This is a genomic window from Halobellus sp. GM3 (assembly GCF_052545375.1).
In genome coordinates this window covers 59,762-72,483 of record NZ_JBQWLT010000009.1, presented here as the reverse complement: position 1 = coordinate 72,483, position 12,722 = coordinate 59,762, and the positions used below count along the sequence as shown (strand labels likewise).

At 67.2% G+C, this 12,722-nt stretch carries 14 protein-coding genes and 1 tRNA gene; 5 read left to right on the top strand and 10 right to left on the bottom strand.

Going from position 1 to position 12,722, the window contains the following annotated elements; all coding sequences use genetic code 11:
* Positions 1-58: 58 nt before the first annotated feature.
* The 3 genes from ACT3HL_RS14105 to ACT3HL_RS14095 all read right to left on the bottom strand — a co-directional run bounded on the left by ACT3HL_RS14105 (position 59) and on the right by ACT3HL_RS14095 (position 3,840).
* Positions 59-256 (bottom strand): hypothetical protein, encoded by a 198-nt coding sequence (locus ACT3HL_RS14105; protein ID WP_445087411.1) that lies wholly within the window; start codon positions 254-256, stop codon positions 59-61.
* A gap of 107 nt (positions 257-363) precedes the next feature.
* Positions 364-2,220, bottom strand: a complete 1,857-nt coding sequence (locus tag ACT3HL_RS14100; RefSeq protein WP_445087410.1) for a cation:proton antiporter domain-containing protein — start codon at positions 2,218-2,220, stop codon at positions 364-366.
* Positions 2,221-2,388: 168 nt separating this feature from the next.
* Positions 2,389-3,840: an NAD-binding protein gene (locus ACT3HL_RS14095; RefSeq protein ID WP_445087409.1), complete on the bottom strand. Its 1,452-nt coding sequence runs from the start codon at positions 3,838-3,840 to the stop codon at positions 2,389-2,391.
* Between the two features lie 133 nt (positions 3,841-3,973).
* Between ACT3HL_RS14095 and ACT3HL_RS14090 the strand changes: the two genes are divergently transcribed.
* Positions 3,974-4,047, top strand: a tRNA-Lys gene (locus tag ACT3HL_RS14090).
* A 206-nt stretch (positions 4,048-4,253) separates the two neighbouring features.
* On the opposite strand, the gene ACT3HL_RS14085 is transcribed toward ACT3HL_RS14090, so the two are convergent.
* Positions 4,254-4,739 carry an Lrp/AsnC ligand binding domain-containing protein gene (locus ACT3HL_RS14085; RefSeq protein WP_445087408.1) on the bottom strand — a complete coding sequence of 162 codons (486 nt, stop codon included), beginning with the start codon at positions 4,737-4,739 and terminating at the stop codon, positions 4,254-4,256.
* 122 nt (positions 4,740-4,861) lie between these two features.
* Here ACT3HL_RS14085 and ACT3HL_RS14080 point away from each other — a divergent pair, with 122 nt between their 5' ends.
* Positions 4,862-5,194 (top strand): FUN14 domain-containing protein, encoded by a 333-nt coding sequence (locus tag ACT3HL_RS14080; RefSeq protein WP_445087407.1) that lies wholly within the window; start codon positions 4,862-4,864, stop codon positions 5,192-5,194.
* Between the two features lie 45 nt (positions 5,195-5,239).
* Here the strand turns inward: ACT3HL_RS14080 and ACT3HL_RS14075 are convergent, their stop codons facing one another.
* Positions 5,240-5,965, bottom strand: a complete 726-nt coding sequence (locus ACT3HL_RS14075) for a ribosome assembly factor SBDS (RefSeq protein WP_445087406.1) — start codon at positions 5,963-5,965, stop codon at positions 5,240-5,242.
* 133 nt (positions 5,966-6,098) lie between these two features.
* On the opposite strand from ACT3HL_RS14075, the gene ACT3HL_RS14070 reads away from it, so the two are divergent.
* On the top strand, positions 6,099-6,311 hold the full coding sequence (locus ACT3HL_RS14070; RefSeq protein WP_445087405.1) for a hypothetical protein: 213 nt from the start codon (positions 6,099-6,101) through the stop codon (positions 6,309-6,311).
* 62 nt (positions 6,312-6,373) lie between these two features.
* Here the strand turns inward: ACT3HL_RS14070 and trxA are convergent, their stop codons facing one another.
* On the bottom strand, positions 6,374-6,712 hold the full coding sequence (gene trxA / locus ACT3HL_RS14065) for a thioredoxin (RefSeq protein ID WP_445087404.1): 339 nt from the start codon (positions 6,710-6,712) through the stop codon (positions 6,374-6,376).
* A gap of 159 nt (positions 6,713-6,871) precedes the next feature.
* Entirely contained in the window at positions 6,872-7,570 is a 699-nt protein-coding gene (locus ACT3HL_RS14060; RefSeq protein ID WP_445087403.1) for a 2,5-diamino-6-(ribosylamino)-4(3H)-pyrimidinone 5'-phosphate reductase, read from the bottom strand.
* A 103-nt stretch (positions 7,571-7,673) separates the two neighbouring features.
* On the opposite strand from ACT3HL_RS14060, the gene ACT3HL_RS14055 reads away from it, so the two are divergent.
* On the top strand, positions 7,674-8,699 hold the full coding sequence (locus ACT3HL_RS14055; RefSeq protein ID WP_445087468.1) for a glycosyltransferase: 1,026 nt from the start codon (positions 7,674-7,676) through the stop codon (positions 8,697-8,699).
* Positions 8,700-8,732: 33 nt separating this feature from the next.
* On the opposite strand, the gene ACT3HL_RS14050 is transcribed toward ACT3HL_RS14055, so the two are convergent.
* Positions 8,733-9,164 (bottom strand): DUF7510 family protein, encoded by a 432-nt coding sequence (locus tag ACT3HL_RS14050; RefSeq protein WP_445087402.1) that lies wholly within the window; start codon positions 9,162-9,164, stop codon positions 8,733-8,735.
* A 215-nt stretch (positions 9,165-9,379) separates the two neighbouring features.
* Here ACT3HL_RS14050 and ACT3HL_RS14045 point away from each other — a divergent pair, with 215 nt between their 5' ends.
* Complete coding sequence (locus ACT3HL_RS14045) at positions 9,380-10,138, top strand: GNAT family N-acetyltransferase (RefSeq protein ID WP_445087401.1); 759 nt, start codon at positions 9,380-9,382, stop codon at positions 10,136-10,138.
* A gap of 15 nt (positions 10,139-10,153) precedes the next feature.
* Here ACT3HL_RS14045 and ACT3HL_RS14040 read toward each other — a convergent pair whose 3' ends face one another.
* Both ACT3HL_RS14040 and acs read right to left on the bottom strand, forming a co-directional pair.
* Positions 10,154-10,612 carry a pyridoxamine 5'-phosphate oxidase family protein gene (locus ACT3HL_RS14040; RefSeq protein WP_445087400.1) on the bottom strand — a complete coding sequence of 153 codons (459 nt, stop codon included), beginning with the start codon at positions 10,610-10,612 and terminating at the stop codon, positions 10,154-10,156.
* Between the two features lie 80 nt (positions 10,613-10,692).
* Complete coding sequence (acs, locus tag ACT3HL_RS14035) at positions 10,693-12,675, bottom strand: acetate--CoA ligase (RefSeq protein WP_445087399.1); 1,983 nt, start codon at positions 12,673-12,675, stop codon at positions 10,693-10,695.
* Positions 12,676-12,722 lie beyond the last annotated feature (47 nt).

The following is a 12,722-nucleotide window of genomic DNA, read 5'->3' as shown; positions in this document are numbered from 1 at the left end:
TAATTTATCAATATCCAAACATTTTTTCGTGTTGCCTAAAAATATATCAATACATCCATCATAAATTCGTCCAGCGTAGCTTCCTCACTCGTCCTTCACCGCCTAGGTGCTCGTTCATCGTCGTCTCCGTGTCGTCGCGCTCAGGCTGTAACACCCACAGCACCGTCGGGCTCGATACGTCGATGCCCTCCGCTGGATCGGTCGCGTCGATGTCCGCGCCCCCGATGCAGAGAGTCGAGGCCGGCGAGAGCGACATGTGGGTACCGTTCCGGGCGGAGGTGTGATATTCTCTGCGAGGGTGAGACGGGCGCTCCCGCGGCAGCGAGCGGGCGACCGCATACCGTCGAACGAGCGCTCGGGCCGTCACTCGTGCGGGTGGAAGCGCTTGACCGCGGTCTCGACGGCCGCGGCGTCGCCGATAAACGTGACGTGGTCGCCGTACGAGAGCGTCTCGTCGGGGTCGGGGACGTGCGCTGCCTCCCCCCGCCCGATCTCGGCGATGAGGCACCCGCCGGGGATCCGCTCGTTCAGGTCCCTGATCGACGTGTCGACCAGCGCGTCGTCGGTCACTCGGACCTCCTCGACGGCGTGGGCGCTTCCGGGGTCGGACATCCAGTTAGCCAGTTCCGGCCGCCCGATCTCGTTGTCGAGGGCGAAGGCGGTCGCCGTCGGGCCGTCGACGGCGGTGACCGACAGCGACTCGAATACATCGGCGTTCTGGGGGTCGTTCACCTGCGCGTACAGGTCCTCGATACCGAACTTCGCGCGGGCGGTCTGACAGATCAGTACGTTGTCGTCGTCGTCCGCCGTGGCGGCGACGACGCGCTTCGCGTCCTCGATCCCGGCCTCCCGCAGGGCGTCGGACTCCGTCCCGTCCCCTTCGTGGACCGTAATTCCCCTGTCAAGCGCCGCCTCGATCCGGGCCGGATCGTCCTCGACGAGGACGACGAACTCTCCTCTGTGCTCCAGTCGCGTGGCGAGCGCCAGGCCGACCCGGCCCCCGCCGACGATTATCGTACGCATTGGTGTCACTCCCAGTATCTCGCCCGTCTGCCGCGCCAGTCCGGCCTCCACCGCGTCGGTCGCCGCGATGACGACGAAGACGGTCCCGAGAAGCGTCTGGGCGGCCGCCGTCTCGCCCCGCGTCGCCAACTCGATCGCGAAGAGCGTCGCCACGCTCGCGGGGACGATGCCGCGGGGGCCGATCGCGGCCAGGAACAGCCGTTCCGATCGGGTGAATCGCTCGATCCCGGCGGTCGCGATCCCGACCGCCAGCGGCCGGAGTACGAACATCACCACGACGACGAGCAAGATCCCGCTGACGCCGAGGCGGACGATCGCCCCCACGTCGATCAGCGCGGCCAAGGAGACGAAGACGAAGGCCAACACGATGAGTGTCGCGTCGCGAGCGAACTCCTCGATCGCCTCTCGGTGGGGCAGATCGACGTTGCCGAGCGCGATGCCGGCGGTCGCCGCGGCGGCGATCCCGGCCTCGGCGGCGGCCGCCTCCGCGAGGGCGAACGAGCCGACCGCCGCGCTCAACACGAGAAAGCGGGCGGCCTGCGGCCCCCGTTCTCGAGTGACGCCGTACTCCAAGAGCGCGTAGATGAGGACTGTCGCCAAGAGCCCCGCCGCGACGCCGACGCCGAATCGCTCGAGGAACGCCAGCACCGCGGCGGTCGCGCCGAGCCCGTCGAGCAGAAGCGTCTCGAAGATGACGACGGCGGCGATCGCGGCCGTCACGTCGTTGAGGATGCCCTCGGTCTCGAGGGCCGCGGCGACGTGCTCTCTGACTCGAACGACCTCCAGAATCGGCGTCACCACGGTCGGCCCCGTCGCGACCAAGAGCGCCCCGATGACGAACGCCATCGGCCAGCCGACTCGTTCGAGCGCGTGTACGGCCGCGGCCGTGCCGAGGAACGTCACGGCCGCGCCGATCGTCACCAGCCGCAGCGACGCCGTCGACGCCTCGCGGAGCCGGTCGATCCGGAGCGCGAACGCGCCGTCGAAGACGATGATCGCCACGCTGAGTCCGACGATCGTCTCCAGCCCGTCGCCGAAGGTATCGACCGTCACGACGCCCAGTCCGAACGGTCCGAGCAGAATCCCCAAAGCGAGATAGAACACGACGCTCGGCACTCGGACGCGCCTCGCGAGCAACTGCACGCCGATCCCGGAGACGAGTATCGTCGCGATGACTGGAAGGAGGCTGCTGGCCACGGTTCGATGTATCTGTGCGCTTCGGTCGACGCGGCTAAGTTCTGTCGTTTACCCGGAGCGTCACCCCGCTGCGTCAGAACCGGGGCGCGGGTCGAAGTCCGACATCCCGTCCGGCGCGTCGCTCTGCGGAGACGGACGACGCTGGACGGCGGAGGCGTGGCGCGTCGCTTAGCTCCCGTTGCTCCCCTCGCTCTCGACGCCCATCGCCTCGAAGAGCTTCCGGCGGACGGCCTCCTCGGTGAGCTGCAAGAGCGTGTCGCGGTTGTCCGCGCTCGTCTCGATGCCGGTGAAGATCCCGAGCGGGATCTCAACGTCGCCCTGCGTCGAGTGACCGCCGGTCTCGCCGATCTCCGAGAAGGCGTCTTGGAGGATCTTCCCGATGTTCATCCGGATGTCCTTCGAGCGCGCCGACAGGAAGATCCGGTCGTCGGCGATGCCGAAGACGGCGGTCGTGGTGATTCCCTCGAGTTTCAGCAGGTGCTGGGCGGCCTGCCCGAGCGCGTCGCGGTCGCGGATGAACCCCGCGTTCGAGACGAGGTGACTGCCCTGCACCTCGCGGCTCTGGATCGCCTCCGCGAGGACGTCGAGCGTCTCCGCGGACATCGAGGGCGACTCCACCTGTTCGAGCGTGTCGTGGTTGGCAAAGGGGTAGAGGTACGCCGCGGCGGTGAGGTCCGCGGGCGTCGTGTCCCGTTTGAAGTCCAGTGTCTCGGAGCGGATCCCGTAGAGGAGCGCGGTCGCGACGGCTTCGCTCGGCGTGAGATCGAACTCTTGGAGGTACTTCGTGAGGATCGTCGACGTCGAGGAGACGTTCGGCCGGACGTCCATGAACGCGGCCTCGATGTCGTCGTCGGGCTCGTAGTGGTCGATGAAGATGTCGACCTCCGAGTCGATCTCGGGATCGCCAGACTTCATGTGGTCGACCAGCGCGACGGCCCCGTACTCCGAGAGCGGCTTCCCCTCCGACAGCGGCACTAACTCGATGCCGAGGAGGTTGACGAACGCGCGGTTCTCTTGGTGGCCGATGTCGCCGTCGTAGTTGATGACCGCGTCGATGCCGTGCTCTCTCGCAATCGCCTGCAGCGCGGCCGCGGAGGCGATCGAGTCCGGGTCCGGATTGTCGTGGGTGAGAACCGCCAACCCCGCTGACGCGCCTTCGAGGATCTCCGCGAGCTGTCTGGCCTTGTACTCGAGTTCGCCGGATTCCAGCGAGCGCAGCGCCGAGTCGGCGATGACCTCCGAGGGGTTGATGACGACGTCCGCGCCGAGTTCGTCGAGTTCGTCCTCCGAGACCGGATCGGAGGCGCGGACAACGATGAACTGATCGCCGCCGCGGTCCCGGATCGAGGAAACGGCCGCCTTGTTCGCCTCGACGTCCGAGGCGAGGATGAGAACGACGTCCCTGTCGGCGACAGCGTCGGCGACGTCGCCCTCGGCGATGTCGGTCTGCTGTGCGTTCAGATCCTGATCGCGGAGGGATTCGACGCGGTTCTCGTCTTTGTCGAGGATGAGGACGTCTTTGCCCTCCTCGATGAGCTCTTCGGCCACCGCGTATCCGACGCTCCCGCACCCGAGGATCGCGTAGGTGGACATCGAAGAGATTGTGACCCCGGCGCTCATTCTGCCCGCATCTCCGGTCGGCCGACACTTAACAGCACCCGTTCGCCCGAGTGGACCGCTGGCCGTGGTCGGGTGGACCACCCGCCCGAAAGGAAACATCTTTAATCGCGCCACCAGAACGGACGAGTGCAGTGGGCCGGTAGCTCAGTCCGGCAGAGCGTCTGACTCTTAATCAGACGGTCGCGCGTTCAAATCGCGTCCGGCCCGTTCTGTTGCGAACGACTGTGAGCAACGAAGTGACTACGACGCGATTCGCCGCCCTGCCGGTCGCAGCCCGGACCGGCCCGAAGGGCCGCACGCCCGGACCGTCTGGCTCCGGTTCAAATCGCGTCCGGCCCGTATCCTCGTCGCGAGCACCCCCGCGAGCGGCGAGTGTCGGGAACGGGAGGCGGCGTATGTGGAGTCGGAGTGGCTCAGTCGTCGGCGAGTTCGGCCAAGAGCGTCTCGATGTCGTAGTTCTGGAGCGCGCGGGTGCTGTGTCTGAGCGTCGAGACGACGAACGTCGAGTTCGTCCGGCGGACCGCCTCGATCGTCTCGAGGTCGGTAATGAGCCGCTCGACCATGTCCTGATCCGGGAGGTGCGCGACGACGACGAAGTCGGTCTCGCCCATCGTGAAGTACGCCTGCGAGACGCCCTCGACGGCCAGAATGTCGTCCTCGAAATCGTGGTGTGAGCCGTGGTAGTCGGTGAGTAACTCGACGAGCACGGTCACGCCGAGGCCGACCTTCTCGAGGTCGATGTCGTAGAGGTCGTTTTCGATGATCCCCTCCTCTCGGAGGTTGTTCAGCCGGTAGTGGATCGTCGAGACGGGGATGTCCGTCTCCTCGTGCAGGCGCTCCGGACTCCCGGTCCCGAGGTCGGAGATGGCCTTCAGAAGGCGGATGTCGCGCTCGTCCATAGTGTGAGACCATTTCACGTCGCATCGGTTGTATGTTGCGCCTCTGTACGTATCGCCATCGCCGGCCGCCGGACCGGGCGGCTTCCCACAAACCACTTATACCGCGCGGTGGACGTCCGGATATGCTCGGCTCGTTACAACTGTCGCTGGACCCGACGCAGCTCGGTTTGGAGTTCGGGAGCGGCGCAGTCATCGGCGGAATCATCGGATTCGCGGCCAAGAAAGTCGCGAAGATCATCGCCGTCATCGTCGGTCTCGAACTGGCGCTGTTCAAATTCCTCGAGTCCCGAGGGATTCTCACGGTCGACTGGGAGCGCCTGACGGCGGGCATCGTGCAGACGACGCAAGGTGCCGCGAACGGCACGCCGCCGGATTGGGTCTCGACGATCCTCTCGACGCTGTCGATCTCGGCGGGGTTCACCGGCGGATTCCTCGTCGGGTTCAAGAAGGGATAGGTCGGCGCCGTCTCGCGAGACGACTGTCTCGCGCCCTCGTGCGGGCTACCGCGTACTGAGTTCGTCTTTGTCCTTGAGGATCCGCGTCTCGGCCTCCCCGGACGTGTACTCGTTCACCATGTCGTAGAAGTCGTTTTGCATCCCCGCGGGGAACGTGACGACGCCGACCCACGAGCCGTCCGGCTGCCACTCCTCGCGTTCGAGGTCGCCGTACTGGCGCACCTGCGCCTGCGTCTTGCCGGCGTAGTTCGCGGGGATCTGCACCGCCACGGTCACCTCGTCGAAGCGGATCGGGATCACGGGTCGCAGCGCGTCGAGGGCGTCGTCGACCTGCGATTCGACGGGGTCCATCGGATCGATGCGGAAGCCGGCCTCCTCGAGCGCGCGCTCGATCCGCTCTGGCGGGTGCGGCGCGTTGTCCATCTGCGGGTTCACCGCGTTGCGCGCGATCCGGTTGATCAGCTGTTTGCGCTTTTGTTCCTGCATCTCGCGGCGCTGGTCGGCCGTGATCTGGATCTCCCCGCGCGTGACGACCTCGGGGATGATCTCCAAGGGATCTGTGGTCCCGAAGACGGTCTCGAGATCGGACTCGGCGGGTCTGTCCCCTCGCGAGGCGTCCTCGAAGACGTCCTCGGCTGCGATCACGTCCTCCAAATCGCCCTCGAACTCCCCGCGTTTGATCGCGAGGGCGGCGTCGGGATCGACGAGCACCTCGAACCGTTCGCCGTGGGATTCGAGTCGCGCCGTCACGGCTTCCTCGAGTGAGATCATACCGTCCCGTACTCGCTCCGGCGTAAAAAGCTCTCCCCGATCCGGGGGGAGCCGGCGATTAATCGCAGATTTCGCGCGCGGCGTCGGTGTGTAATCGGCGATTAACTAAACCGCCGTATTACGAGCAGTGGGTATGGCGAAGGCTGACGGTTCTGATTCGGATCGAAGCGAGACGTCGATGTATCACGTAGTCTGTCACGACTGTCCGACCGAGTCTGTCTCTCAGAGCGAACCCGACGCGGAGCGGCGCTCGACCGAACACCGGTCGACGACCGGGCACAACGTGGAGTACGCGGCGCTGACGGGCGCGGGACGGACGACCGGTGCGGTCGTCGAAACCGAGTGAGGCCTCTGTTCTCGATCGCGTGGTAGACGAGTCGCGGGCTGGTACGGCGGTCCCCGTCGGGGTTAGGCCGACAGCTGTTCGATGATGTTCACGAGGTCGCTCTTGTCCTGGACGCCGATGACGCGTTCGGCCTCCTCGCCGCCCTTGTAGAACTGCAGCGTCGGCACCGAGCGAACGCCGGCGTCGCGCGCAAGGCCCTGTAGCTCGTCGATGTCTACTTTCAGGACGGTCGCGTCGGTCTCGGCGGCGATCGCCTCGACGGTGGGTTCGAGCATCTTGCAGGGACCGCACCACTCCGCGTGGTAGTCGACGAGGACGACGTCGTGCTCGTCGACGAGGTCGGCGAAGTGGTCTGCGCTCTCGACGTGGATCGGGGCACCGGTGGATTCGGGCGTGCTCATACACCCTCTTTCGGGGGGAGCCCTTTACCTATTTCGAGGGTTGGGGCTCGCGCCGCACGACCGATGGGAGGACCCCCGACTACAGCGCCCTCGAAATGTGCGGCTGCGGCCGCGAGGCGTCTGTCGTCGGGGCGTCGCCGAAGCCCCGAGTGTCGGCGGTCACTCGCCGTCTCGGTCTCCCACCGCGTACTGGAGGAGAACGCCGTCGTCGACCCGCTCGACGCCCCGCAGCGAGAGCGTCGGGAACGCCTCGACGAACCCGGGGCCGTCGGCCAGCGTGGGGGCGTCGCGGCCGCCAAGCACGAGCGAGCCGACGTAGACGGAGAGTTCGTCGACGAGCCCGGCCGCGAAAAACGAGAAGATCGTCTCGCCGCCGCCCTCGACCATCAGGGCCTCGACGCCGCGCGCGGACAGTTCGGCGAGCCCCGGCGGGAGCGAGACCCGCTCGTCGGCGCCGGAGTCGGACGCGCTCTCGACGCGGAGGACCGTCGCGCCCGCGGCCGCCAGCTCGTCCCGTCGCTCGGCGGTCGCGGCGTCGGAGACGAGGACGTACGTCGGCGCCGCGTCGTCGAGGATCCGGGCGTCCGTCGGCGTCCGTCCCCGGGAGTCGACGACGACGCGGGCGGGGTTCGGATCGTCGCCGCGTGCGTCCCGCTCTGTGCGAAGCGACTCGTCGTCGAGCGTGAGATGCGGGTCGTCGGCGAGCACCGTGCCCACGCCGACGAGGACCGCGTCGCTGTCGGCGCGGAGCCGGTCGACGCGGGCGAAGTCCTCGGGACCGCTGATCCGGACCTGCTCGCGGCGGCGCGTCGAGAGCTTCCCGTCGGCGCTCATCGCGGCGTTGACGACGACGTGCATACCGCTCGTCGGGAGGCGGGCGCAAAGCGGGTTTCGGTCGCGACGGACAGGACTTATGTGAGCGACTGTGGTACCCTCGCACGAAATGCCGCCGAAAGTGCTGATGCTCGGGTGGGGGTTCCCGCCGAACGTGAGCGGTGGGCTCGACACGCACGTCGGGGAGCTGTTCGACGGACTGTCCGACCGCGGCGTCGACGTCGAACTCGTGCTCCCCGCGGAGTACGCCCCAGAGGACCGACCGGGGATCGTCGGCGTGCCGACCGGCGACGGAGATATCACCACCCGCGTCGGCCGGATGAGTTCGACGTTCACAGAGCGGGCGAAAACGGCCGACATCGTCCACACGCACGATTGGTTCGGGTACGGTCCGGGCTCCCGGGCGAAGGCCGAGGCAGACGTCGAGTGGGTGACGACGTTCCACTCGCTGTCGACGGATCGCAACCTCGATCCGCCGACGCGCGAGGTCGAGACCGAGCGTCGGCTCGCAGAGCGCGCAGACCACCACATCGCGGTCAGTGAACTCACCGCCTCCCACGTCCGCGAGCAGTACGGGGCCGACTGCGAGGTCATCTACAACGGCTTCTCGACGTGTGAGACGACCGGGCGGGACTTCAAATCGGAGCTCGGGATCGAGGGCGGGATGCTGTTTTTCGTCGGTCGGCACACCGATCAGAAGGGTATCGCCCACCTCGTCTACGCGATGGAGAAACTCCGCCGCGACGACGTCACGCTCGTGATCGGCGGCTCCGGGCACCTCACCGAGCAGCTCAGGCGCTTCGCGGAGCTCTTGGGCGTCGCCGACCGGATCGAGTGGGTCGGCTACGTCCCCGAGGAGGTGCTCGGCGACTACTACGCCTCCGCGGACCTGTTCGTCTCGCCGTCGCTCGCGGAGCCGTTCGGCATCACGATCACGGAGGCGCTCTCGGCCGGCACCCGCGTCGTCGCGACCGAGAGCGGCGTCAACGAGGTGCTCCCGGAGGGCTGCGTCGTCGAGGTGGAACCGGAGTCGGGGTCGATCGCCGACGGGATCGAGCGGGGGCTCGCACTCGAGGGCGCTCCCGCGTACGACCCGGTCACGTGGGACGAGGTCGTCGAGGAGACGCTCGCGTTCTACGACCGGGTTCTGTAGCCGCGTCGCGTTCGCTTCCGTTCTCCCCGTTCGCTACCGCAGGAGCCGGACGTCGGTCGCGGGCTCGGGGTGACGGATCCGGTACCCGTCGGCCGTCGGCACGAGCCCCTCCTTCGGGGGCCCCTGTCTCGCGGCCTGATAGGGGCTCTCGTCTTCGACGCCCCGGTACGGGCTGGCCCGAGCTCCGCGATAGGGGCTCTCGTCGTGAGCGGGCTGGTAGGCGCTGTCGTCGCGGTCGGACTGGTAGGCGCTGTCGTCCCGCCCACTCGCCTCGCGGTCGAAGTCCTCCGGCGGCAGATAGATCCGCTCGCCGGCCGCCGAGCGGACGATCACGGCCGTGTCGCGGTCGCCCCGCATCGTGATCACCGTCTCGCCGTTCTCGACGTTCACGGCGAAGTTGACTCGCTCCGGACGACCGTCGCTGCCCTCCTCGGCGTCGACGGAGCCGTCTCCGCGTGTGTCCATACCGGGATAGATCGTCGGCTTCGTACTTATAGTGTCGGGCGGCGGGACCCGTTGGGAGGGCGTAGCGGGGGCGTGACGGACGCCCGACCAGCCCGAACGATCGAACGCCCCGCCCTCCCCGAGTGTTTCGATATCCGAGAGTATCGTAGCTCCCCGTACAACTATCGGAATTTATCGACCCCGAATGTAAAGTAGTAAGACGTCGAACTGGGGGTATGCACGTCCGAGACGCAACGGCGGAGGACGTCGACGACGTCCGAGGGGTCGCCGGCGAATCGCTCCGCGCCTCGTACGGACACGCGATCGACGATGAGACGCTCACCGCCGCCGTCGACGAGTGGTACGGCACCGACCGGCTGACCGCGGCCCTGCGCGACGATCGCGAGGTGTTCGTCCTCGCGGTCGACGGCGACGCCGTCGTCGGATTCGCCCAGAGCGAGATCGCGGACGGACGCGAGACGGTGGGCTATCTGGACTGGCTCCACGTCCTCCCGTCCTACCGCGGCGAGGGAATCGGCTCGCAGTTGCTCGCGCGCCTCAGACGCGACCTCGTCGGTGAGAGCGTCGATCGACTCGAGGGTCGCGTGCTCTCTGAGAACGAGGAGGGCGTGGCCTTCTACGCCGAGCGGGGGTTCGAGGAGATCGGCGAGCGGACGGTCGACATCCGCGATCAGTCCTTCACGGAGCGGGTCTACTCGACGTCCCTCGACGAGAGCGAGAGCGACCCGGCCGAACTCGTCGAGCGGCTGACCCCCGACGGAACGACCGCGTACGTCGCCTACGACGAGTCCGTTCGCGGGTCGGACGCTCCCTTCTTCGCGGTCTATCTCGACGAGGACCGGACCGAGCGGTACGGGTGGCTCTGCGGCAACGAGGAGAGCTTCGACGTCGCCATCGACACGATGGAACGCTTAGAGTGCAACGACTGTGGAAACAGGCGCAAGCCCGTCCGGTGGGACGCGGCGTACCTGTGAACTCCCCCTAGCGGATCACTTCTCTCGACCGCCGTACTCCGTCGCGAACTCCCGCCCGGTGCGGTTCTCGATGTCGATCCCGAAGAGACGGAACTCGACGTCGTCGAACGGGATCCCCCAGACGCCGAGGTCGGCCGGGAACTCGGCGTTCGCAGCCAGCGCCGCGAACGCCCGGTCTGTGTCCTCCTCGGGGACCTCGTACACCGCTCCCTCGATGATGACGCTCCGCCAGACCGCCCCGTCGTCGGGGTCCTGTTCGTACACGGTGAGACAGACGCTCGGGTTCGACTCGATGGCCCGGTCTTTGCGGCTGTTGTAGCCGCCGCCCCACTGCATCGGCAACACCGTCCGACCGGCGTCGTAGCCGAACGACATCGGGATCGCGTACGGCTTCCCCTCGTCGACCATCGCGAGGAGCCCGATACCGTTTCGGATGAGCATCTCCTCGATCTCGTCGTCGTCGAGACGCTTCATTCACTGAAGCGGTTCGCGGGTATCGGTAAATACTCTGGCGGTGCCGCGCCGTCACGTTCGGCCCCGTGTCCGAGCGCGCGTTACTTCTGAACTTTCGATTGGATCTCGCCGACGATATCGGGGTTGCGCAGCGTCGTAGTGTCGCCGAGTTCCTCGCCGTTTGCGATCTCCTCGAGGAGGCGCCGCATAATCTTCCCCGAGCGCGTCTTCGGCAGTTCGGGGGTGAAGATCACCTGCTCGGGGCGCGCGATCGGCCCGATGGCGTCCTCGACGCCGGCAACGATTTGATCGCGCATCTCGGCTGTGCCCTCGTAGCCGTCCTCGAGGATGACGTAGGCGTAGACGGCCTCGCCTTTCACCTCGTGGTCGCCGCCGACGACCGCCGCCTCCGCGACGCCCTCGACGCCGACGATGGCGGACTCGATCTCCATCGTCCCCAGCCGATGTCCGGAGACGTTGAGCACGTCGTCGACGCGGCCGAGGATCGTGATGTAGCCGTCGTCGTCGATCTTCGCGCCGTCCTCCGGGAAGTACACCCACTCGTCGGCGTCGGCGTCGGAGTACTCCTCCCAGTACTCCTCGAGGAACCGCTCGTCGTTGTTATACAGCGTCCGCAACATCCCCGGCCAGGGCTTGTTGACCGTGAGATAGCCCGCGCGGCCGGCGTCGACCTCCTCGCCGGTGGTGTCGACGACGCGCGCGTCGATCCCCGGCAGCGGCGGGCCCGCAGAGCCGGGCTTCATCGTGCCGACGCCCGGCAGCGTCGTGACCATCATCCCGCCAGTCTCGGTCTGCCACCACGTGTCGACGATCGGGCACGACTCGTCTCCGATGTGCTTATAGTACCACTTCCACGCGCGCGGGTTGATCGGCTCGCCGACCGTCCCGAGCAGGCGGAGACTCGAGAGGTCGTGTCGCTCGGGGAACTCCCCGCCCCACTTCATGAACGCCCGGATCGCCGTCGGCGCGGTGTAGAACACGTCGACGGCGTACTTCTCGACGATCTCCCACAGGCGGTCCCGCTCCGGGTAGTCCGGCGTGCCCTCGTACATCACGGTCGTCGTCCCGAGCGCCAGCGGCCCGTAGACGATGTAGGAGTGCCCCGTGATCCACCCGATGTCCGCGGAGCACCAGTAGGTGTCCTCCGGCTTGAGGTCGAGGACCGCGTGGGAGGTCCACGCGGTGTAGGCCAGATACCCGCCCGTCGTGTGCTTGACGCCCTTGGGCTGGCCCGTCGTTCCCGAGGTGTACATCAGGAACAGCATGTCCTCGGCGCTGCGCTCGACGGGGTCGACGCGGTCGCCCTGGTGTGCGGCGAGCAGGTCGTCCCAGTCGTACTGGTTGCCCTTCAGGTCGTGGCCGAAGCCGTCGTCGCCGAGGCGGTCGACGACGACCGCCGCGTCGACGCCGTGGTCGACGCCCCCGAGGCCCTCGTTGGCCTTCGCGAGGTGATCGAGCGCGTCGCCGCGGCGGTAGTAGCCGTCGCAGGTGACCAGATACCGCGAGTCCGCGGCGTTCATCCGCGTCGCGAGCGCGTCCGCGGAGAAGCCCGCGAAGACGACCGAGTGGGGCGCGCCGATGCGGGCGCACGCGAGCATCGCGATGGGCAGTTCGGGGACCATCGGCATGTACAGCGTGACGACGTCGTCCTCCTCGACGCCCAGATCGCGCAGCGCCGCCGCGAACTCGTTGACCTCGCGGTAGAGGTCCTGATAGGTGTACGTCCGGGTCTCGCCGTGCTCGCCCTCCCACTTGATGGCGACGCGGTTCTTGTCGCCGTTTTCGACGTGTCTGTCGACGCAGTTGTACGCGGCGTTCAGCGTACCGTCCGCGAACCACTCGTAGAACGGTCCGTTCGACTCGTCGAGCACCTGATTGTACTCCGTCTCCCAATCGAGGAGGTCCGCCGCGCGAGTCCACGAGCGCGGCCAGTTCTCCTCGAACTCCTCGTAGATCGATTCCTCGGAGACGTTCGCCTGCTCGACGAACTCCGCCGGGGGCTCGAAGGCTTCCTGCTCCACCAGCCGTGCTTCGAGGTCGCCGTCGCCGTCGTCGTTGCTCATGTTCGTTCACAGTATTCGGATAGCGGTTCATAAATCTGTGCGACGCC

Bases quoted from the DNA above. Each gene is read 5' to 3' on its own strand.
- ACT3HL_RS14105 (WP_445087411.1), bottom strand. From the start codon at position 256: ATGTCGCTCTCGCCGGCCTCGACTCTCTGCATCGGGGGCGCGGACATC.
- ACT3HL_RS14095 (WP_445087409.1), bottom strand. From the start codon at position 3,840: ATGAGCGCCGGGGTCACAATCTCTTCGATGTCCACCTACGCGATCCTC.
- ACT3HL_RS14085 (WP_445087408.1), bottom strand. From the start codon at position 4,739: ATGGACGAGCGCGACATCCGCCTTCTGAAGGCCATCTCCGACCTCGGG.
- ACT3HL_RS14080 (WP_445087407.1), top strand. From the start codon at position 4,862: ATGCTCGGCTCGTTACAACTGTCGCTGGACCCGACGCAGCTCGGTTTG.
- ACT3HL_RS14075 (WP_445087406.1), bottom strand. From the start codon at position 5,965: ATGATCTCACTCGAGGAAGCCGTGACGGCGCGACTCGAATCCCACGGC.
- ACT3HL_RS14070 (WP_445087405.1), top strand. From the start codon at position 6,099: ATGGCGAAGGCTGACGGTTCTGATTCGGATCGAAGCGAGACGTCGATG.
- trxA (WP_445087404.1), bottom strand. From the start codon at position 6,712: ATGAGCACGCCCGAATCCACCGGTGCCCCGATCCACGTCGAGAGCGCA.
- ACT3HL_RS14060 (WP_445087403.1), bottom strand. From the start codon at position 7,570: ATGCACGTCGTCGTCAACGCCGCGATGAGCGCCGACGGGAAGCTCTCG.
- ACT3HL_RS14055 (WP_445087468.1), top strand. From the start codon at position 7,674: ATGCTCGGGTGGGGGTTCCCGCCGAACGTGAGCGGTGGGCTCGACACG.
- ACT3HL_RS14050 (WP_445087402.1), bottom strand. From the start codon at position 9,164: ATGGACACACGCGGAGACGGCTCCGTCGACGCCGAGGAGGGCAGCGAC.
- ACT3HL_RS14045 (WP_445087401.1), top strand. From the start codon at position 9,380: ATGCACGTCCGAGACGCAACGGCGGAGGACGTCGACGACGTCCGAGGG.
- ACT3HL_RS14040 (WP_445087400.1), bottom strand. From the start codon at position 10,612: ATGAAGCGTCTCGACGACGACGAGATCGAGGAGATGCTCATCCGAAAC.
- acs (WP_445087399.1), bottom strand. From the start codon at position 12,675: ATGAGCAACGACGACGGCGACGGCGACCTCGAAGCACGGCTGGTGGAG.